The sequence below is a fragment of the Paenibacillus sp. FSL K6-3182 genome, assembly GCF_037976325.1.
Lineage (GTDB): Bacteria > Bacillota > Bacilli > Paenibacillales > Paenibacillaceae > Pristimantibacillus.
Map to the genome: position 1 here is coordinate 4,399,473 of NZ_CP150265.1, position 19,953 is coordinate 4,419,425.

Sequence of the window (19,953 nt, forward strand, 5' to 3'; positions counted from 1 at the left end):
TCACTACCCTTTCTTTGCACCTAACTTGTTTTCTGTTCCTTGAAACAGCTTTACAATATTCGACCGATGGCGTACGAATGCAAAAATACATATCAGAAGACTTGCACAAAGTAAAGGAACCGAATAATAGAACAAAGTAATAAATAATGGCGTTAAAGCAGCAAACAATAATGAGCCAAGCGATACGTATCTGGTCAAAGCAATTGTCGCAATGGCAATGGCTCCTGCACAAAGTGCAGGCACGAAAGCAAGGGTCGCAATGACACCTACAGTCGTTGCAATGCCTTTGCCTCCTTTAAAGCGGAACCAAATCGGCCAGTTATGGCCTATGATTGCGGCTAATCCGCACAAAACTGGAATCCAGTCGTTTTCACTAAGAGCGCGGCCAATAAATACAGCTGCTACCCCTTTGCCGATATCGAGTAAAAACACCAGTAAGCCCGGCCCTTTGCCGAGCACCCTGAGTGTATTCGTAGCACCAGCGTTTCCACTGCCGTGCTGACGTATATCGATACCTTTCACCCATTTTGCAATAACGATGCTAAATGAAATTGAGCCTAACAAATAGCTTAAAGCAACCGCGATTACTCCGTATAACAAGCTACTTCTCCCCTAATCTTCTTCGGACTTACGACGCGAGAATATGCGTATAGGAGTCCCTTCAAAATTAAATGCAGCACGAATTTTATTTTCCAAATAGCGCTCATACGAGAAATGCATAATTTCCGGATCATTGACAAAAACAACAATCGTCGGAGGTTTGATCGCTACTTGCGTAACATAGTTGATGCGTAGACGCTTGCCTTTGTCGGATGGCGGCGGATTAATCGCTACTGCATCCGAAACGACGTCATTAAGAAGATGAGTCTGAATGCGCATTGCATGCTGTTCAGAAACATGCTTCACAACAGGCAACAGCTTATGCAAACGCGTTTTGGTTAATGCTGATAAATAAACGATCGGTGCATAAGACATGAACAAGAAATGATCACGAATATTTTGCGAGAAGTTTTGCATGGTCTTCTCATCTTTTTCGATGACATCCCACTTGTTCACAACAAATATCGATGCTTTTCCTGCTTCATGAGCATAACCAGCAATATGCTTGTCCTGCTCGATGATGCCTTCTTCACCGTTAATCAGCACTAGAACAACATCTGCGCGTTCAATCGCTTTCATCGCACGCATTACGCTGTACTTCTCTGTGGATTCATACACTTTGCCGCGTTTACGCATGCCGGCTGTATCAATGAGCACATAACGCTGCCCATCACGCTCGAAAGGTGTATCAATGGCGTCACGAGTCGTACCCGCTACATTGCTTACAATTACACGGTCTTCGCCAAGCAGTGCATTCACTAGAGATGATTTCCCAACGTTAGGACGGCCGATTAATGCAACACGGATGACATCCTCATCGTAGCCATCATCGGTTAGATCAGGAAGCAAAGCGACAGCAGCATCAAGTAAATCACCGATACCTAGTCCATGCGAGCCGGAAATTGCGATTGGTTCACCAAAGCCAAGTCCATAAAACTCATAAACTTCATCCATGCGGCCATGATTATCAACTTTATTAACTGCAAGCACAACGGGCTTGCCCGAACGGAATAGCATTTGAGCAACTTCATCATCCGCATGCGTCAAGCCTGTTTTCGCATCCGCCATAAAGATAATTACATCTGCTTCTTCAATTGCGAGTTCAGCCTGCATACGCACAGATTTCATAATTTCATCTTCGCCATCGATTTCAATACCGCCAGTATCAATAATGCTGAACGGTTTTCCATTCCATTCTCCGGTGCCATAAAGCCTGTCACGAGTGACGCCCGGTTTATCCTCAACAATTGCTAGACGGTCGCCGATGACCCGATTAAAAATCGTGGATTTCCCCACATTCGGACGACCGACAATAGCGATAACGGGTCTTGCCATGTTTGTTTTCCACTCCTTCAAAAATACTCACGCTATCCATCATAGCAAAAAAGTGCGTTCTTGGCTAACTTTTCATATTATCGGTGATTGACCAGTATGATTGTACCGTTCTTTAAATCATGCGCACTCGCATCCAAAATCTTCTCGAGCAGAAACGAGGTTTCTTCCAATTTATCTACATTTTCTGCAATAAAAATCGGCGCTCCGCCACTAACCGCATCTGCATGAATGGATACCACAGCTAAGATTTCAGCCATTTCCCTCCGCCCCTTTCTTGTTCACAGATGCTTCTGTCGGCATGCGAACAGCAGATTCCAAAATCGGCACTCGCATGATAACTGCTTTCCCTTTATCTGCATCCAACTCCTGTGGCAATATAAATACAGCCAATCGTCCATCCTTCATATCCAGCTTCGCCATAGGTATTAAAGCAGGCTCTCCATCATCGCGATATACCCCTAAAATCGTAGCCAAATCGTAAAGAATAGCTTGCCGTTGACCAAGATTGCTTAAAGTAACTTTTCCATTTGAGTTGAAGGGAGTCAAAATAAACCCCATGCCACGCGCTGCAATGATTTCTTGGTTGCTCTTCAAACCTACGTTCATAATATAAACGTTATCAACAAACAAGTCCGGTCCATCCACTCGAACCTTCGCGGCTTGCACCTCAGCAATATGGGAGACAGCTTTGCCTGATTTCAGCTTCTCGACGACTAAGAGCGAGATAACTCCCGCTATCATCCCCACCCATATATTTACTAATATCCCAAATAGACTTGTAAGCAATGCCGTCATAATAACTAAGTAATTTCGCCCTTCAAATACCATGGCGATTCCTTCAATATATGTCGAACCGCGTCCTACCAGCTCCATACTGTCGATTTTCGTCAACGTTTCGCGTTCCATTTTTCGCACATCTCTAAATTGCTGAGCAGCTAAAGTTAGGAAAGTAATTGCAGTGTAATCTTTGTTAAATAGCGCCGGCACAGCAACAGCTCCTAATGCCGCTGCAATTACGCCTAATGATATGTGGATGATTCGACCATGAGGATAAGTTGGATACTGGCGATAATCCGTCCTAAGCATGAGCAAGCGAGAGATAAGCCCAAAAGCAATCCCAAGGAGGACACCGACCAAATATTTGTTTTCAACGAGAAAATGCTGCATTAGGATGGACGCCCTCCCTTTATATGCCAAAGTATTACGCTGAGCTTGGAAAACACTAATCGAACCGATTTTAGCAGCAAACTGCAAGTCATCGCTGTAGCCAGCGCAATCCAAAAACTGTCCCACCAAGCTAAATTGCCAATATGTGCGGTGTGTGCTCCTAATTGAAGGGCAGTGTTTAACGTTTCGCCAAGCACCGCTCCCCAAACGATCATCCCAAATTGATGTTTTACATGCGAGGTAAACGCGCCGCAAAAAATTCCACAAAGCAAAGGAGCATCCCAGCTCGGATCAATCCAATGAAAAACAGGATCAAAGCTATACATTTTGCGGATGAACCCCCATATGACAGCAATCATTATTGTGCACAATATTAAGTACCCTAGATAACTCCAATCCTCGGCTTTCTTAAATGTGAGTATGCCTAACAGCAATAGAAGACAAACACTCATTTGGAGCTCGACCTGAATATGGCCTTGTAACGGCTTCCACCAAAACGAAACACCCATCAGTGCGATTAATACAATGCTAAGAAGCGACAACATACGACGGCTGATATCGGGAGCTATAAACGGCTTCCAGCCTGTCGTAATAAGGATAAACATAATAATCATAATCCAAATCGACATATATCCGGGATTCAACGTTATCTCACCTCTTGTACCCCCTATTATGCACCAAAAAAAAGGAGCTATTCCTGCGAGTTTTCGCAGAAATAGCTCCTTTTTGTAAATATAAGAAAGTATATCATTTGCTTCTACTTATCTTACATTTCTCCGTCAAAGCTGCCTCAGCATCCAGAGGACGCTGAAGGCGTTTTTGATTGATATAATAAATATTATTTAAGGTTTTTAAGCTTGTCGCCGAAACGCTCTGCAAGTGAGTAGCTCATGCTCTCATTGCTCAAGCTTACATTCGGGTTATCGATTTTCTCGATTTTTGGTGAACGTGGTGCACGATCAGGTCTAGCGCTAGGAGCTGGTTGCTCAGGCGCTTCTTCTGTTTCTTTGATGCTTAGGCTAACGCGTTTTTCAGCAGGGTTAAAGTCAAGAACTTTCGCTTGAACTTCTTGGCCTTCTTGAAGAACTTCGTTAGGTGTAGCAATGTGACGGTGCGCGATTTGCGAGATGTGAACAAGACCTTCAACGCCTGGAGCGATTTCAACGAAAGCGCCGAATGGAACTAGGCGGCGAACAGTACCAGTTACGATATCGCCAATTGCAAATTGACCACCAGCAGAATCCCAAGGACCTGGTTGAGCGGCTTTCAAGCTAAGGCTGATTTTTCCAGCAGCTGGATCAACTTTAAGTACTTTAACGCGTACCGTTTGACCTTCAGAAACAACATCCTTCGGATGTGCAACATGCTGCCATGACAACTCGGATACGTGAACTAGGCCGTCAATGCCACCGATATCAACAAAAGCGCCGAATGGTGTAAGACGTTGAACCGTACCATCAAGTTCTTGACCTACTTCAAGCGCAGCAATAACTTGCTTTTTGCTTGATTCGAATTCAGCGTCAAGTACTTCTTTTTGAGACAAGATCACTTTGTTGTTCTCACGATCGATTTCTTTGATCTTAACGCGAAGCGTACGGCCTTTGTAACCTGCGAAATCTTCAACGAAATGACGCTCAACCATCGATGCCGGAATAAATCCGCGAACGCCTACGTCAGCAACAAGGCCGCCTTTTACAACGTCAGCAACAGCAACTTCAAATACTTCGCCGCTCTCAAAACGTTTTTCAAGAACATCCCATGCTTTTTCGCCGTCAACTTGACGTTTTGAAAGAACAAGCTTTTCTTTCTCGTCGTCGATGCTTACAACTTTAAGCTCAACCTCTTGACCGATTTGAACAGCATCCGCTGCGTTTTCAATCTGCACTGCAGAAAGCTCACGAACCGGAATAACACCGTCATATTTATATCCAAGGCTTACATAAGCTTGGTTATCTTCGATTTTGACGATCGTACCTTTAACGGAATCGCCTTTTTTCAAAGACACGAAATTATCCAAAGCGTCTTGGCTTACTTCTTCCGCCACGGATTCTTGCACATTAGTTTCTTCTGACATTGAAATAACCTCCTCAGTTCTAACCCCAACTTTATTTAAATCCGCAAGCGCCTAGAGCGAAAGCAGCATTTAAAACATAAATTAACGATTGTTTGCAGCTAACTCGCGAATGCGAGCCATAATGGCGTCTGTTACTTGCTCAAGCATATCAGGCGATGATTCTTCAATAATTGCAGTAAGATCAATAGGCTTGCCGTAACAAACGATTATTTTGCTGAATGGTCTATATTTACCGACAATGGCAACAGGAACGACTGCTGCGCCGCTGCGAACAGCAATCATGGCTGCACCCTTCTTGGCTGCTCCAGATTGATTGTTGCGAGAGCCCTCCGGGAAAATACCCATGACATTGCCTTCTTTCAGCAACGTGATCGCAGACTTGATAGCGTCCTTGCTCACACCGCCGCGTTTGACTGGAAACGCGCCAAACGAACGAATAAGAGGCCCAAATACGGGAACTTTAAATAATTCCTCTTTCGCCATAAAATAAACCTTGCGTTTCACCTTGACTCCAACCGTAGGCGGATCAAAGTTACTCAAATGATTCGAAGCGAGGACAACTGGTCCGTCGGCTGGAATATTTTCCGTTCCTCTAGCTTCTAATCGAAATAACACCGTGTAAATAACACGCAGGAGAAACCTAAAAATAAGATATGACATAGTTTACTTCGCCTCCGCCAATTTGGTTCGGCTTAATTTCACAATTGCATGAATTACTTCATCAATTGTCATGGCGGTGCTGTCGAGTACAATAGCATCCTCCGCACATATGAGCGGTGAGATGTCACGTTGCTCGTCCAAACGATCACGTTCTGCGATCTCCGCTTCCAATTGGGCAAGCGAAATGGTTTGAGTGTCCACTATTTCACGGTAACGGCGAAGTGCCCGTTCCTTAACGGATGCAGTCAGAAAAATTTTCAGTTCCGCATTTGGCAGCACATGTGAACCAATATCACGGCCATCCATTACAACGCCTTTACGCTCTGCAAGCTTGCGCTGCAAGTCGCCAAGAACTTCACGTACCGTTTCATTCGCAGCAATATGAGACACTTGAAGCGTCACTTCGCGCGAGCGAATCAATGCGGTTACATTTTCACCATTCACAAATACCGACTGGCCATGTTCACCAGGTTCAAGCTCAATCTCTAATGCTTTTACTAGTTCAGCAAGTTTGGCTGTCTGGTCCACCTTTACTTCTGCTCGCTGGGCGCTTAGTGTTACTGCGCGATACATAGAGCCTGTATCGATATACACATAGCCAAGCTGCTCGGCGACTTTCCGTGCAACCGTGCTCTTGCCCGCGCCTGCCGGCCCGTCAATTGCAATGTTCATACGGTCGCTGTCACCTTCGTGATGCACCACCTAAGGTCAACCCCCTTTTAGTAGAGACGGCTGGCCGAATGCATGTAAGAATGCGACGCAAACCTCTCAAGAAAAAAGCAGGCTTTGCCTGCGAACGTGAAAATTATACCACACTATATACGCAGATGCAAAAGCTGAGCGTCAGTTCATATGGGTTCCTTCCCACTGATCCACACCCGTCAGCCAATATCTAACCGTATCATTTTGCAATGCTGCTTGTGAGCATACGAGTAAAATAACGAGCGTAATGATGATTTTCTTCAATACACTGCTTACTTCATCCGTTAGTTTAATCATTTTTTTGCGGTTTGTTTTTTTATGTAACAGATTTCGTGTCATATGGACAACCCTTTCCTCTTTCTGGGTAGTTTTCCATATTAAACGAATGTTATTCAGCGATTGCGATATTCCAGCTGCTTCTCAAAGCAGTACCTGATAACCTTTTGCCGCTCTGAATCATTGATGCTCACATATTTAATCATAGCCTGCTTCCTTCCGGATTCAAGCTGGACAACTCGTACGACTTCCCCACGGAAAAAAGCATGTTCAATAGTCCCGTTCTTAAATGGAACTAGCAACCAGCACTCTAGTACTTGTTCAGGTGCGATCTGCCATTTTCCATCACAAATAAAGGAGATTCCGCCACCGCCAACATCATCGGTTTCACAGACAAACCGGATGTTGCTTGACATCTTAACTGCAATCTCGAGTTCAGCTGATACGCGCAAGAAGCTGCGTCTTTGAACTTTAGTAATGCGATCTAGTTCAGGCCTGCGAATTTTTATGAGTTTAACAACGCCATCCTCTTTGAATCCAAGGACATGTGAATCGAAATAATTTTTTATGCCATCCTCTGATACAAAATAAACAGAAAGCTCATCTCCTAAAAAAAGGCGCTTGTACCTTCCTGATTTCTCGCTGATTGGAACTTCTATTAGTAAGCCGTCCTCTTGCTCATCGGCAATACGGGACTTGTATTCAATCGCTGCTTCCTCTTCGTCTGACGATGCGATCTGATAGTAAAGCATTTGGTTCACTTTTGGCAACAAATTGACTCCCCCCATTTACATGTCATTATAACACGTCGATTTGAGGGGAGCCATATCGTTATTTGTCAGAAGCTGCCTTAGAATCTGCGTGAGACATTTCCTCAATCGATTCTTCCGTTCCGGTTTCTGCATTGATATATACGCGATAAATCGAACCGTTCATATTACCCGTATACTCATAGCAAAGAGCCTCTTTGCCTAAATCGTTGAAGATGATCGCCATTTGCTCTGTTTGCACCTTCATCTCCGGATTTAGCGCCTTCCTTGCCTCACCTTTTGTAATCGTTGGACTAGGTATCTTGCGAGTGTGATGTTGATACACATAATCATTAGCTTGCAAGCCTACGGTCTGCCCTTTATCAAGAGCAACCTTCAAGGTCAATTTATCAGGGTAAATAAGTACCCCGTTCTGCGTGCCTACATAAGTAAATGCACCTGTATTTTCATACTTGTCGTAGCTAATAGCTTTCATATTCTTAAATCCGTGTTTCTTCAAGAAGGAATCAGCCGATGCTTTTGCCTCTTCAAAAGTCACTTTCGCTTCTCCAATATCACGAGAATTCAAAAAGTAGAGAAGCTGGCCGCCTTTTTCCGTAAAATCCATTTGAAGCGTACTGTCCTTACCTTCTTTCACCGTTGCTGAGAACGAAGCATATTCAGTTCCCTTCGCATTTTCAACAACACGGATGTCAGCATTAGGAACATCAGTAAACTTAGCCGCTTCTTTTTTAATTTCTTCAGCGGTCACCATGTTTCCGCCAAGCATTTTAATCGTACGCTTCTGATACATGCTGCTAACGGAAGGGCCCCAATTGATTTCTGGATATTCACTTACCTTCTTTTCTACCGATCTAAAGCCATCAATGATAATGTTGGGGTCACTTGCGTTTTTGGCAGCTGCGATTTCAGCGTCCATCCAGCGCAGACGGTTGTTCAACACATCCTTCTGCATCTTTGACAAATCCTTCGATATTTCCTGTGAATTTGTATAGAGCGTCTTAAGCGTCTTGAATTCATCAGGCGAAAGCGGCTGCTTCGTCAAGTCGCGAACAGATGTCTTGTATGCAAAGTTTGCAATGCGCGACAGGAAGTCTTCTGCTTCATTGAAAGGAAGCATCGATACAGGAAGCTGGTTGATCTCATTTTGCGCTTGGCTCGTTAAACGCCATACATTGACAAGCCCTTTGCGATGAAAGGCTTGTGAGGTGGAGTTAACAGCTAGCGTGTTGCCTAATTGCTGATGCAGCTGCTCAACATGGTTAGTCAAATCGTGGAACGCTCGTTGATATTGATTTTCTGCCTTTATCAAAACTGCGTTTTTCTCTTGTTGCTCTTGATAACCCCAGTAGGCAGCGCCGATAAACAGCACGGTCATAATGGGAAATAGAATTGAACTGAGTCGACGGTACATAATACAAAAGCTCCTTTCTTGTGCAAAACCTGGTTTTAGTTTGGTTTGCCCAAGGGAGCTTTATGCATCCATCTATTTATTTGTCATTGCTGCATGTATTTCCCTAAAATACGCTATGCTCTTCAATTTCCAGATCATTTGCATTGTTGCAAATGCATTGCTTAAAGCCAGTATCAATCGAATCTTTTTCTCTTCGTCCGCGAAGCACAAATTTTTCTCCGCATAGATTGCATCTAATCGTTACCTTTATTCTTGCAGCCTCCATAAGACCCTCCTCAGCCATTATTCGAACGCCATCATTTCAGGCATTACAATATAATGTAAGTATGGACGGATCGACTACAGTTTAATCTCATCTTCACGGACCATAAATCGAAAGGGCGACCGTGCATTCGCATGACTCATTTTGCGCAAGCCCCATATCCAAAGCACGATCATAAACGGAATAATAAAATACATCCAATTTGTGCGCAACGTAATCATGATCCAATCGTAAGTACCATGTAGAAGCACTGGCAGCAAAAGTGAAATGCCTAAGAAATAGACGGTTTTGTTTTTTGGAGCAAACTTCGCTTTCCCTAAATAGTAGCCCATCATTATACCGAACAAGGCATGGCCAGAAACGGGAAGCAGCGCCCTCACAAGAAGCGTGCCGAACGTAGCAGGCGAGTAAATGGCATACAAAACATTTTCTAAGGTTGCGAAGCCAAGCGAAATGGCTGATGCATAAACGATTCCGTCATAAGGCTCGTCAAATTCGGTATGGTTGTATATGACATGATACAGTACGAACCATTTTACGAACTCTTCTACGCCTGCGGATTCTCCAAAGGCAAATATGAGCGAGTGATCGCCAAGCCAAAGCTGAAGTCCCCGCTGAATAACCATGATCGGTACAACGACAAGAATGCCTAGCACAAACATTCTTGCTACCATGTGGATAGGCTCCGCTTCATAACGATCTCTCAAATATAAATAAGTAAGCAGCGAAACGCCTGGCGCAACAGCCGCAGTCAAAACGGAAAACAACAGCATTCTTCCCCTACTTTCTTACACCCAGCCACGATAGCGTACAGCTTCAGCCATTTTGCGTACACCGGCCATATAAGCAGCAAGACGCATATCGACCTTACGGGTGCGGTGTATTTCATACACTTGGTTGAAGCCCCTTATCATCATAAGCTTCAGCTTATCATCCACTTCTTGTTCATCCCAATAATAGCCTTGATTATTTTGCACCCATTCAAAATAGGACACGATGACGCCACCGCTGCTCGCGAGCACATCCGGAATAAGCAAAATGCCTTTGTCCGACAGGATTCGCGTAGCTTCCAGCGTCGTTGGGCCATTCGCTGCTTCTACTACGATGGTTGCTTTAATGAGATGGGCATTTTGTTCCGTTATTTGATTCTCGATTGCCGCAGGCACAAGCACATCACAATCGAGCTCGAGCAGCTCAGCATTCGTTATTGTGTTCGTAAACAAGTTCGTTACATTGCCAAAGGAATCTCGACGATCGAGCAAATATTCTATATCGAGTCCTTCTTTATTATACAACGCCGCGTTCACATCGGAAATACCAATCACGCGCGCACCGGCCTCATGCATGAATTTGGCAAGATAACTTCCAGCATTACCAAAGCCTTGAATGACGATTCGCGCATCTTTAATGTCTATATTTTTCATGTTCAAAGCCTCATGGATCATCATAACGACCCCTCTGGCTGTAGCTGTCTCTCTTCCTTTGGATCCGCCAAGCACAAGCGGCTTCCCTGTTATAAAGCCTGGAGAATCAAATTCACGAATGCGGCTATACTCGTCCATCATCCAAGCCATAATCTGTGAATTAGTCATCACATCAGGCGCAGGAATATCTTTGCTTGGTCCTACGATTTGGCTGATGGCCCGCACATACCCTCGGCTTAAATTCTCAATTTCTCGGAAAGACATCGTTCTTGGATCGCAAATAACGCCGCCTTTACCACCGCCATAGGGCAGATCAGCAATTCCACATTTTAGACTCATCCAAATGGACAAAGCCTTAACCTCGTTTTCAGTGACGGCTGGATGAAAACGCACACCGCCTTTTGTAGGTCCTACCGCATCATTATGCTGTGCTCGATAACCCGTAAACACTTTTGTTTTGCCATCATCCATCCGAACTGGAATACGGACGGTCAGAAGCCTCATGGGCTCCTTCAATAAATCAATCATATCCTGATCATAGCCAAGCCTGCGCAGCGCTTCTTCAATAACAATCTGAGTAGAATGCAACACATCGTTTGCTTCTTTATCACTCATTCCATTCACCGCCTTTGTCTATATCTAATATGAGCGCCTTTTCCTTCGTATATTCCATTATTATGACATGCTACATGCAAGAAGAGCATCGTACAGACAAAATCAGCCTGCAGATGCTCTATCCGTGTACATTTGATTAAAAACTAAAATGATTACATATTTCCCTTACCGCTGTTTCGGGTATAATCACTTTTCCGTACTCTTCCAGCATGGCATAGGTTACCGATGTTGCTTCACCATACTCAGCGAGCAATGCAATAACAGCGTTATGCCTGGAAGCCTCGATAAGAGCAGGTTCCAGCGCTAATATATATTTGCCATGATAGGAGTACAATCGTCCGTCTTCCGTAAGCGTAGAGCTTAGCAATTGCTTGCAAACCGATATAACATCCTCAAAATCGCGGAAAGAGTACATCACAATATCGCTTTGCTCAAGCGTCACTTCCATCTCGTATATTTCGTCTTCCGTGTCGTCATCTTCAGTTGGCCTATCGCCTGCATGACTGTTCATTTTGCCACGGGTGACAATCACTACCATACCTTGAGCGGGGAGGGCAAACACTTCGACCGCTAATGGGCCGCTGGCATCGAATCCAAGTTCACTATATGCTTGATCCATCATTTCACTGAATAGTTCGTGTACTTTTGGAATTTCGCGCCACATGTCGTCCTTCTGGATCCCCCGTTCCAGCAGGTCGTCGAACGTCAGGAAAATTCGAATCTTATCCTGGCTCAGTCGTTCGATTTTCATGACAGGATCCTCCTCTGCAGCATCTGTTGTAATAGCGTATGAATTTCTAAGTAAGATGTGATCAAATTGACCAAATCATGCTATGTAACTACTTTATCATGTCTTTTCACTGATTGCACTAATAATGAACGAAAAAAAGAATCGTTTGATCGCATCGCATTTCTGCTTTGCGTCCCTACGATTCTGCATGCTTGCTGCTTTACTTAGTGGGAAAAGGCTGACGATTCCGCTTTGATCTTGTCCGCTTCCTTCTTCAATGAGGGATCGCTGTTTACGATAGCCTCAATTTGTCCCCAAGCGGCTTCGGATTTTACGGCGGTATCGTCTGAATGCTTTGGGGAAAGCGCAGACGCATTTTCCTTCACAGATTTACTCATCATTTTCGCAACAGAATTGCGTGCAACATTGGAACAAACGTCAGAAAACGCATGTGCTGCCCATGATACTGCTCCAGGCTTTCTGCGCGAGAGATATACCGTTGCTGCTGCGCCAATTATTCCACCGACTAAAAAGCCACTTAACCTCATGATCTCGAACACCTCTTTCCTAATTCATCTTGCGTATTCAGTTGTTAGTTTGACCGACAAGCAGAAGCGCCATTCCATATAAAATAAGGAAATCATCCTTATCCTTCGATTAGGCAAATATGATACAATGATGTCGTTTCAGCAGCATTTACATCAAAATTATGGAGGGCAAGCATCATGAAGCGTAACCTGCCTATAATCATTCTGCTTCTCGGGTCGCTTCTAACGGCCTGCAGTGCGCAGCAGCAAAACGAGAGCCTGCAGTCTTCAACTGAAGCCACTGAGACAGCAGCCGTACCCGAGACTTCACAAAGCTCAAACAATGCAATAAACGATGAGACAGTCGTAACGAGTGAGGAACCTACACCAACCGCTTCGAGTGAGCAGGAAACCAGCATAACAGCACTATATCGAATGAGCGAAGCCTATCGCTTCGTACCGATTGAGGAGAGTACATCAAGCAAGGTTGTTTTGCTTACTTTCGATGATGGGCCAAAAGATGAAACCGTCTTAACCAGCATGCTCGATACTCTTGATAAACATAAGGCTAAAGCGATTTTTTTCGTAAATGGTTATCGGGTGAAAAAAAATCCCAATTTGTTGAAGCTCATTGATGAACGCGGACAAACAATCGGCAACCACTCTTGGGATCATAACGATTTGAAAAAAGAAGCTAAAGAAGTCGTTGAACAGCAAATCGGCGATGTTCAAACAGATGTCGAAGCTTTAATAGATAAAAAACCATTGTTTTTCCGCCCTCCGTACGGATCTGGCGGTGATACGGTCAAGGAAATTGCAAAAAACCACGGCATGCTTTACATGACGTGGTCAAATGGTTCCCTTGATTGGGATAAAACAGCCAAAAACAAGCCTGAGGTTGTCATTAAAAATGTGCTGGAGCAGCTGCATCCCGGCGCCAACATACTTATGCATGAGCTTCAATGGACTGCCGATGCTCTTGATGAGTTGCTCACCTCACTTGAAAACAAAGGCTACGGATTCATCGATCCAGCCACCATTGAGGTCACTCGCTAAATTTTAAGCCATACCAAAAAAGTCCACCAACTAAACTTACAAACAACAGGAACAATAAATTATAATAAAACTTTGTAACCTTATTCATTTGTGTAGGATGTTTCTTTCGCCGAGGCGGCAGAGCTTCTCCCTGATTGGAATCCGTTCCGATGATGGACGGCTCTGCCGTCTCTTCATGCTGTGCTGAAGCTCTCGAATTTCCAAACTTTTCTTTCCTGCTCATGACTCCCTCCTGAATCTTATAATTAAACCCATGATGAAATCGATCAAAAAGTGTGCAATAATTGGTGCCCAAATCGTACCTGATTCCATATAAATCCAGCCTAAGCCATAGCTAATCGAAAATACGAGTCCGGTGGGAATCCAATGTTTTAAATACCTTACATGAATAGTAGCAAAAATTATGCTTGTCCAATAGGGACCTATGGCATGCTGAATCGCCCCGCGAAAGAGCAATTCCTCACAAATAGCCACAACTAAGGAAATAACTGCAATATGCCAAACCTTCCGCGTCCGAAAAATACGATCATTTACTCCGCCATCATCGCTTGCTTCTTCTGGAACAAAGCGCGAAATAAGCAGGTCAACTATGATAACTGCTGCTGCTAAGCCTGCACCCCAATAAACAAAAGCAAGCTCCTTTGGAGGCGTAAATAAAGCAATCACATTTTGATGCTGAAATAAAACCCATATTAAACCGATAATAAAAGTAAATGCTTGCGTAGCATATAAATTGATTAACAGCATGCGGTCATCTAGCTCATCAACGGACACCTTTCGAATGCGAATATTGCGAATATCAAATTTCTTCATAGCTTCCCGCCTGTCTGGAACGTTCATATTTTCTTTTTCGACCTTTTCACCTATACTGGTAGAACAAATCGACAGAATTATTTTTTTACATAGAAGGAGATAGAGATAGAGATGGAAAAAAAATTAACGACAACCGCAATGTTATTCAGTGTTGGATTTGTATTTCTACTTATTTGTACAGTTGGAGCCTTTTTCTATGGCATTCAAATTGGCACTGAAAAGACTAAAGCCCGCTATGTGAATGAAGCAGATGACGCAAAAACAACAACCGCTTCAGCAACCCCTTACCAGCAACAAGACTTGGTATCGTTCTATCATACTGTATTTCTGCCTTATCGTGAATTTCAAAACGAATGGTTCGCAGCTATGAACAAATTATCGCAAGGAAAGTCATTTGAAGCAACTTCTATGTTTAAAGATTTGGCAAGACTTGCTAGTACCAAAGCAGATGAAGCAAGCTCGATTGATATGCAAAAATCTCCACTGCTCGGAGAAGCTCAGGTTAGTTACATACGAAGTCTTAAACTATTTAATGAAGCTGCTGTCAACGCAGCGGCTAGTGCAAAGAAATTATCCTTTAATGAATTGATGAAAAATGTCGAACAAGATAAAACCTATCTCTCTGCCGCTCAATTTGCACTAAACGCTCAGCAGCAATATTACTCCGCTATGCTGAAATGGTCAGCAACGGTAGATCTTGATATTCCTTCAGAATACAAGGCTCCAGCTCTGCTGGAACTGTCAGCATGGAAAAACTTTAACATTACAATAAAAAACAAAGTAATGGCTGATCAGTTAATGACTCGCAAAAAACTTACTGCCTATTATCCGCAGGATTTAACAAGTCGAGTAGATGAGCTTGTCCAATCTGGACAAGCAACTAAGTTAAAATTGCATTCCGTATCTGCTGTTGTTGATTTGTTGATTAATACGGAAGCCGTTCGTTCAGGTGACTTCAATGAGAGCAAATCAAGACTTTATCAACAGGCACTTCTACCGCAGCTGCCTTTTTTCTACCCTGAAACAAATTAAATTCCAATTCCTTTGTTAATCATATTGAAACCCTTGTAAAGAGGCTATAGCCGCCATCCCACCGGTAACGTTGTGAAGGCTGCTGTAGCCTTTTTCTTCTAAGTAATTGCAAACCGCTACACTTCGTACGCCATGTGCGCAGATGATATAAATAGGCAGCGTGTCGTCAAGCTCATTCAGACGTACAGGAATCGTGTTCATTGGAATTAATTTTGATGTCTCCAAATGATAAAACTCCCATTCAAACTCTTCTCTTACATCTATGATTTGACTTGCTTCTACTTGTCCATTCCCTAGCAGTTCAAGCAAAAATTGCGGTGTCACATCCTGCCATTTCGTCATGAATAAAGACCTCCAATGTCGTAAATTGTTGCTTATGATGCTTGAATCATAACGAAATTTTCACAATTCAGCAAGTTTGAGGATTGCTTTTGTCCACCACATTGCTTTAAAATAGAAAAGTCTAAGTTCGATGATCAAACTCTCGACCCGCTGCTGCACAACGGTGCCGGGTAGAGGGTTTTTCTGTTCATATTAAGCGAAGCCTAATAGCTTCGCCCCATTTTAGGAGGCATACTTCACATGTTTAAAGTGTTAGTTTCCGATCCAATCAGCGATTTGGGCATTCAGCAGCTTGTTGATGCGTCAGATGTCGCAGTCGACAAAAAACCTGGACTCAGCGAAGACGAATTAGTTGCAATTATTGGTGAATACGATGCGTTGCTAGTACGCAGCCAAACCCGCGTAACAGCAAAAATTATGGAAGCTGGCAAACAGCTTAAAGTAGTTGGCCGTGCAGGTGTTGGCGTCGATAATATTGACCTAGACGCAGCAACTCAGCGCGGTATCATCGTAATCAATGCACCAGATGGCAACACCATTACAACTTGTGAGCATACATTTGCTATGATGATGGCGGTAGCCCGTCATATTCCACAAGCGTACATGAAAACAGTAAATGGAACATGGGATCGCAAATCCTTCCTAGGCGTTGAGCTTCGCGGCAAAACGCTAGGCGTACTCGGTATGGGACGTATCGGCAGCGAAGTTGCCAAACGCGCAAAAGCCTTCGGCATGGATATTTTGGGTTATGACCCGTTTATGACAGAAGAAAGAGCCACAAAAATCGGCGTGAAGCTTGCTAGCGTGGATGAAATTGTTAGAGGTGCAGACTTCATGACTGTACATACACCTTTAACGCCTGAAACTCGCCATATGATCGGCAAAGCTCAATTTGAAGTGATGAAGCCCGGCATGCGTATTGTAAACTGCGCTCGCGGCGGCATCATCGATGAGATTGCTTTGGTTGATGCAGTGGATGCTGGTATTGTCGCTGGCGCCGCATTCGACGTGTTCGAAGTGGAGCCTCCTGCTAATGACCATCCTTTCTTGACACATCCAAAAATTATCGTGACTCCGCATCTTGGCGCTTCGACTGTTGAAGCACAAGAAAATGTTGCGATCGACGTTTCGGAGCAAGTTCTTCATATTCTCCGCAGCGAGCCATTTATCAATGCAGTTAACATGCCTCCGATTCCGGCAAACCTGCAAAGCATTCTTCAGCCGTACTTTACGCTTGGCGAGAAGCTTGGCAACTTTATTGCACAATCTACTGAGGGTGCTGTTACGGAAATCGTGGTTGGTTACGCAGGTGAGCTTGCAGAGGTTGATACGCAGCCACTTACTCGTTATATCGTTCGCGGCGTTCTAGCGCATCACCTTGGCGCAGAGCAGGTTAATGTGGTTAACTCCCTTCACCTTGCGAAAGTGCGCGATGTAAACATCGTCGTTCAAAAATCGCATGCTTCGAAAGACTTTACGAACTTAGTAACTGTATCCCTTCGTACGAAAAAAGAAGAACGTGTTGTTTCCGGCACATTGCTAACTGGTTACGGACCTCGTATTGTTCAAATCGACAAGTTCCCAGTTGATGTGACGCCTGAAGGAAACCTAATTCTAATCTCGCATAACGATAAGCCTGGTATTATCGGACGAGTTGGAACGCTTCTGGGCAACAATGACGTTAACATTGCAACGATGCAAGTAGGTCGTCAGCTTGTTGGCGGCTCCGCAATCATGGTTCTGCGTGTGGATAAAGCGACACCTAAGGAAGTGCTTGAGCAGCTTACAAGCATGCCTGAGCTAAACACAGCCAAAGAAATTACACTTTTTTAAATAAATTTGTTTACTATATAGGAGAAGAGCCTGCCGATTCATTCGGCAGGCTCTTCTTTTGTTTCACGAACAACAAGAATTATCTTCTGCTTTCTACAAAAAAAGCGCCCCCAGAAGGAGCGCTTTGACAACTATTGATGAGCTTCGACAGGAAGTAAGATTGTAAACGATGTGCCTGTGCCCGCACTGCTTTCGACTACAATTCGACCCTGATGAAGATCGATCAGATTTTTTACAATGGCAAGTCCAAGTCCCGTTCCACTTGATGAGCCGCGTTTACGCGCTTTATCTGCCTTATAGAAGCGTTCGAATATAAAAGGCACATCCTCGGTTGGAATCCCTTGCCCCTCGTCTCTGACGCGAAGCTCCACATACTGTCTTCCGTTTACATTTGCATGCTGACCTGAAATAGTAATCGACTTGCCCGATGGCGTATGCCGCAATGCGTTGTCGAGAAGATTAGTCAATACTTGCTCCAATCTATCCTCATCAGCTTCCTTTACAAGCAGCGACTCATTGGGCAGATCCGCGACCAGCCTCACTTCGCGCTCCTTCGCATACACCTGGAATTTCCGATGTACCCGCTTCAAGACATGTGCGAGATCTATCTCTTGGAAGTTCATATCGACGTGGCCGGCTTCCATTCTTGCGATATCCAGAAAATCATTTACGAGTCTGCCCATTCGCAGTGATTCATCATAAATGACTTGAACCAGCTCCTTGCGATCTTCCTCCGAAACGACAATATCATCAAGCAATGCTTCACTATAGCCTTGCAGCATCGATAGAGGCGTCCTGATCTCATGTGAGATGTTAGCCACAAAATCTCGTCTCAGCTTCTCAAGCTTATGTTCCTCCGTTACGTTACGGATAACGGCAACAGCCCCGCGAATAACATCCTTCGACTGCAGCGGAGCCATTACAACTGACCACACGCTGCTTAGAACATGAACCTTGTCGGTAACATCCCTGCCCTCTTCCATCACTCTTTGAAACAACTCGCGGAGTGGCATTGGAACCTCGGAATATGAAGTCGAGCTTTCGGACTCATCCTCTTGCCAAGCAAGCTCTACTCCTGACCACTGATTGATTAGCAAATGACCAACTGGATTCGTGAGTATGACTTTACCTTCCGCGTCGAAGGTAATAACTGAATCTCCCATGCTTCGCAAAATGCTCGCAAGATGGTTTTTCTCATGATTGATGTCATGAATCAGCTTGTTCAGCTGCTCCGTCATATGGTTAAACGTATCTGCAAGCTCGCCGATCTCATCGCTGGAGCGTATATGAACTCGGGTTGTATAATTGCCTTGAGAAATCGATACCGCTGCATCCTTTAATTGAAGCAGCGGCTGTTGAATTTTTTTGGATAAGAAGAAAGCAAAAAATGTTGATAACAAAAATCCGATAATCGCTGTTACAACAAATAGCACTTTCACCTGATGCGTATTGTTTTCTTTAAACCATATGTCAACGTATTGAAGTAAAAATACGCCAACGATGAGCAATACGACAGCAACAAGCAGCATGATTGTCGCCCAGAGCTTTCCAACTACACTGCGGTACAATTTGCCAATCGAACGATGCCACAAGCTCATTTACTTAGGTACCTCTAGCTTATAGCCGACTCCCCATACGGTAGTAATCATGGATGCCGCATCAGGAGACACTTTATTCAATTTCTCGCGCAAACGTTTTACATGGGTGTCGACAGTCCGCAAGTCACCGAAAAACTCATAGTTCCATACATCCTTCAAAAGCTCTTCACGGGAGAACACTTTATCAGGCGATACTGCCAAGTAATGCAGCAGCTCATATTCTTTAGGCGTTAAGCTTACCTCTTGTCCACCAGCTGTTACACGGTGAGCATCATGCTCAATAACCAAATGTGGGAATACGATGTTATTGCTTGAATTAATTTCTTTTGTTAAGAACGCAGTAGCCGAGGAACGTCTCAAGATAGCCTTCACTCGGTAGATAACCTCGCGTGGACTAAATGGCTTGACGACATAATCGTCCGCGCCAACCTCAAAGCCCTGCACACGGTTCATTTCTTCACCTTTAGCCGTTAGCATAATGACAGGAGTAGCCTTCACTTGACGCAGACGAGAGCACACTTCTACGCCGTCGATTCCTGGCAGCATCACATCAAGCAGAATGAGCGCGTAATCCGTATTTGAAGCTAATCTTAGGGCAGTTTCTCCGTCTTCTGCCTCGTCGATTGTGTAGCCTTCCTTCTCTAAATACATTTTGAGCAAGCGACGGATCCGTTCTTCATCATCTACGACCAAAATACGGCTTGAATAATCAGACATAAGGCA

General features: G+C 44.2%; 24 protein-coding genes. 3 read left to right on the forward strand and 21 right to left on the reverse strand.

What is annotated here, in order from left to right; all coding sequences use genetic code 11:
- Positions 1-3: 3 nt before the first annotated feature.
- From plsY to MHH56_RS19480, 16 genes are all read right to left on the reverse strand, one after another.
- Complete coding sequence (gene plsY, locus MHH56_RS19405; RefSeq protein WP_076271355.1) at positions 4-600, reverse strand: glycerol-3-phosphate 1-O-acyltransferase PlsY; 597 nt, start codon at positions 598-600, stop codon at positions 4-6.
- Positions 601-612: 12 nt separating this feature from the next.
- A complete protein-coding gene (gene der / locus MHH56_RS19410) occupies positions 613-1,935 on the reverse strand; it encodes a ribosome biogenesis GTPase Der (RefSeq protein ID WP_076271356.1) in 1,323 nt (440 codons plus the stop codon).
- Between the two features lie 77 nt (positions 1,936-2,012).
- A complete protein-coding gene (locus MHH56_RS19415) occupies positions 2,013-2,192 on the reverse strand; it encodes a hypothetical protein (RefSeq protein WP_076271357.1) in 180 nt (59 codons plus the stop codon).
- Positions 2,185-3,102, reverse strand: a complete 918-nt coding sequence (locus MHH56_RS19420; RefSeq protein ID WP_339203287.1) for a YIEGIA family protein — start codon at positions 3,100-3,102, stop codon at positions 2,185-2,187. Before MHH56_RS19420 ends, MHH56_RS19415 begins: the two co-directional genes overlap by 8 nt.
- The gene (locus MHH56_RS19425) at positions 3,102-3,746 is read right to left on the reverse strand and encodes a hypothetical protein (RefSeq protein WP_339203289.1); all 645 of its coding nucleotides are present in this window, start codon (positions 3,744-3,746) and stop codon (positions 3,102-3,104) included. The genes MHH56_RS19420 and MHH56_RS19425 overlap by 1 nt, the downstream gene beginning before the upstream one ends.
- 194 nt (positions 3,747-3,940) lie before the next feature.
- Complete coding sequence (rpsA, locus tag MHH56_RS19430; protein WP_339203290.1) at positions 3,941-5,176, reverse strand: 30S ribosomal protein S1; 1,236 nt, start codon at positions 5,174-5,176, stop codon at positions 3,941-3,943.
- A gap of 81 nt (positions 5,177-5,257) precedes the next feature.
- Entirely contained in the window at positions 5,258-5,836 is a 579-nt protein-coding gene (locus MHH56_RS19435) for a lysophospholipid acyltransferase family protein (RefSeq protein ID WP_339203291.1), read from the reverse strand.
- 3 nt (positions 5,837-5,839) lie between these two features.
- Complete coding sequence (cmk, locus tag MHH56_RS19440) at positions 5,840-6,508, reverse strand: (d)CMP kinase (protein WP_339209675.1); 669 nt, start codon at positions 6,506-6,508, stop codon at positions 5,840-5,842.
- 171 nt (positions 6,509-6,679) lie between these two features.
- On the reverse strand, positions 6,680-6,877 hold the full coding sequence (locus tag MHH56_RS19445) for a hypothetical protein (RefSeq protein ID WP_076271362.1): 198 nt from the start codon (positions 6,875-6,877) through the stop codon (positions 6,680-6,682).
- 53 nt (positions 6,878-6,930) lie between these two features.
- Complete coding sequence (locus MHH56_RS19450) at positions 6,931-7,587, reverse strand: flagellar brake domain-containing protein (RefSeq protein ID WP_076271363.1); 657 nt, start codon at positions 7,585-7,587, stop codon at positions 6,931-6,933.
- A 58-nt stretch (positions 7,588-7,645) separates the two neighbouring features.
- Positions 7,646-8,998 carry a germination protein YpeB gene (gene ypeB / locus MHH56_RS19455; protein ID WP_339203294.1) on the reverse strand — a complete coding sequence of 451 codons (1,353 nt, stop codon included), beginning with the start codon at positions 8,996-8,998 and terminating at the stop codon, positions 7,646-7,648.
- Positions 8,999-9,101: 103 nt separating this feature from the next.
- Positions 9,102-9,263 carry a hypothetical protein gene (locus tag MHH56_RS19460; protein ID WP_179089937.1) on the reverse strand — a complete coding sequence of 54 codons (162 nt, stop codon included), beginning with the start codon at positions 9,261-9,263 and terminating at the stop codon, positions 9,102-9,104.
- A gap of 74 nt (positions 9,264-9,337) precedes the next feature.
- Complete coding sequence (prsW, locus tag MHH56_RS19465) at positions 9,338-10,033, reverse strand: glutamic-type intramembrane protease PrsW (RefSeq protein ID WP_076271365.1); 696 nt, start codon at positions 10,031-10,033, stop codon at positions 9,338-9,340.
- A gap of 15 nt (positions 10,034-10,048) precedes the next feature.
- Positions 10,049-11,299, reverse strand: coding sequence for a Glu/Leu/Phe/Val dehydrogenase (locus MHH56_RS19470; protein WP_076271366.1), 1,251 nt, complete (start codon positions 11,297-11,299; stop codon positions 10,049-10,051).
- A 136-nt stretch (positions 11,300-11,435) separates the two neighbouring features.
- Positions 11,436-12,050, reverse strand: a complete 615-nt coding sequence (locus MHH56_RS19475) for a genetic competence negative regulator (protein ID WP_339203296.1) — start codon at positions 12,048-12,050, stop codon at positions 11,436-11,438.
- 203 nt (positions 12,051-12,253) lie between these two features.
- Positions 12,254-12,577: a hypothetical protein gene (locus MHH56_RS19480; RefSeq protein WP_339203298.1), complete on the reverse strand. Its 324-nt coding sequence runs from the start codon at positions 12,575-12,577 to the stop codon at positions 12,254-12,256.
- Between the two features lie 177 nt (positions 12,578-12,754).
- Here MHH56_RS19480 and MHH56_RS19485 point away from each other — a divergent pair, with 177 nt between their 5' ends.
- Positions 12,755-13,612, forward strand: coding sequence for a polysaccharide deacetylase family protein (locus MHH56_RS19485; protein ID WP_339203299.1), 858 nt, complete (start codon positions 12,755-12,757; stop codon positions 13,610-13,612).
- On the opposite strand, the gene MHH56_RS19490 is transcribed toward MHH56_RS19485, so the two are convergent.
- A complete protein-coding gene (locus tag MHH56_RS19490) occupies positions 13,602-13,835 on the reverse strand; it encodes a hypothetical protein (RefSeq protein ID WP_076271370.1) in 234 nt (77 codons plus the stop codon). The genes MHH56_RS19485 and MHH56_RS19490 overlap by 11 nt on opposite strands.
- On the reverse strand, positions 13,832-14,425 hold the full coding sequence (locus tag MHH56_RS19495; RefSeq protein WP_339203301.1) for a CPBP family intramembrane glutamic endopeptidase: 594 nt from the start codon (positions 14,423-14,425) through the stop codon (positions 13,832-13,834). The genes MHH56_RS19490 and MHH56_RS19495 overlap by 4 nt, the downstream gene beginning before the upstream one ends.
- A 111-nt stretch (positions 14,426-14,536) precedes the next feature.
- Here MHH56_RS19495 and MHH56_RS19500 point away from each other — a divergent pair, with 111 nt between their 5' ends.
- Positions 14,537-15,457, forward strand: coding sequence for a hypothetical protein (locus MHH56_RS19500; RefSeq protein WP_339203302.1), 921 nt, complete (start codon positions 14,537-14,539; stop codon positions 15,455-15,457).
- A gap of 15 nt (positions 15,458-15,472) precedes the next feature.
- Here the strand turns inward: MHH56_RS19500 and MHH56_RS19505 are convergent, their stop codons facing one another.
- A complete protein-coding gene (locus MHH56_RS19505) occupies positions 15,473-15,799 on the reverse strand; it encodes a rhodanese-like domain-containing protein (RefSeq protein ID WP_339203303.1) in 327 nt (108 codons plus the stop codon).
- Between the two features lie 240 nt (positions 15,800-16,039).
- On the opposite strand from MHH56_RS19505, the gene serA reads away from it, so the two are divergent.
- Complete coding sequence (serA, locus tag MHH56_RS19510; protein WP_076271374.1) at positions 16,040-17,632, forward strand: phosphoglycerate dehydrogenase; 1,593 nt, start codon at positions 16,040-16,042, stop codon at positions 17,630-17,632.
- Between the two features lie 131 nt (positions 17,633-17,763).
- Here the strand turns inward: serA and MHH56_RS19515 are convergent, their stop codons facing one another.
- On the reverse strand, positions 17,764-19,230 hold the full coding sequence (locus tag MHH56_RS19515; RefSeq protein WP_339203305.1) for an ATP-binding protein: 1,467 nt from the start codon (positions 19,228-19,230) through the stop codon (positions 17,764-17,766).
- The gene (locus tag MHH56_RS19520) at positions 19,231-19,947 is read right to left on the reverse strand and encodes a response regulator transcription factor (protein ID WP_053376699.1); all 717 of its coding nucleotides are present in this window, start codon (positions 19,945-19,947) and stop codon (positions 19,231-19,233) included.
- Between the last annotated feature and the right edge of the window lie 6 nt (positions 19,948-19,953).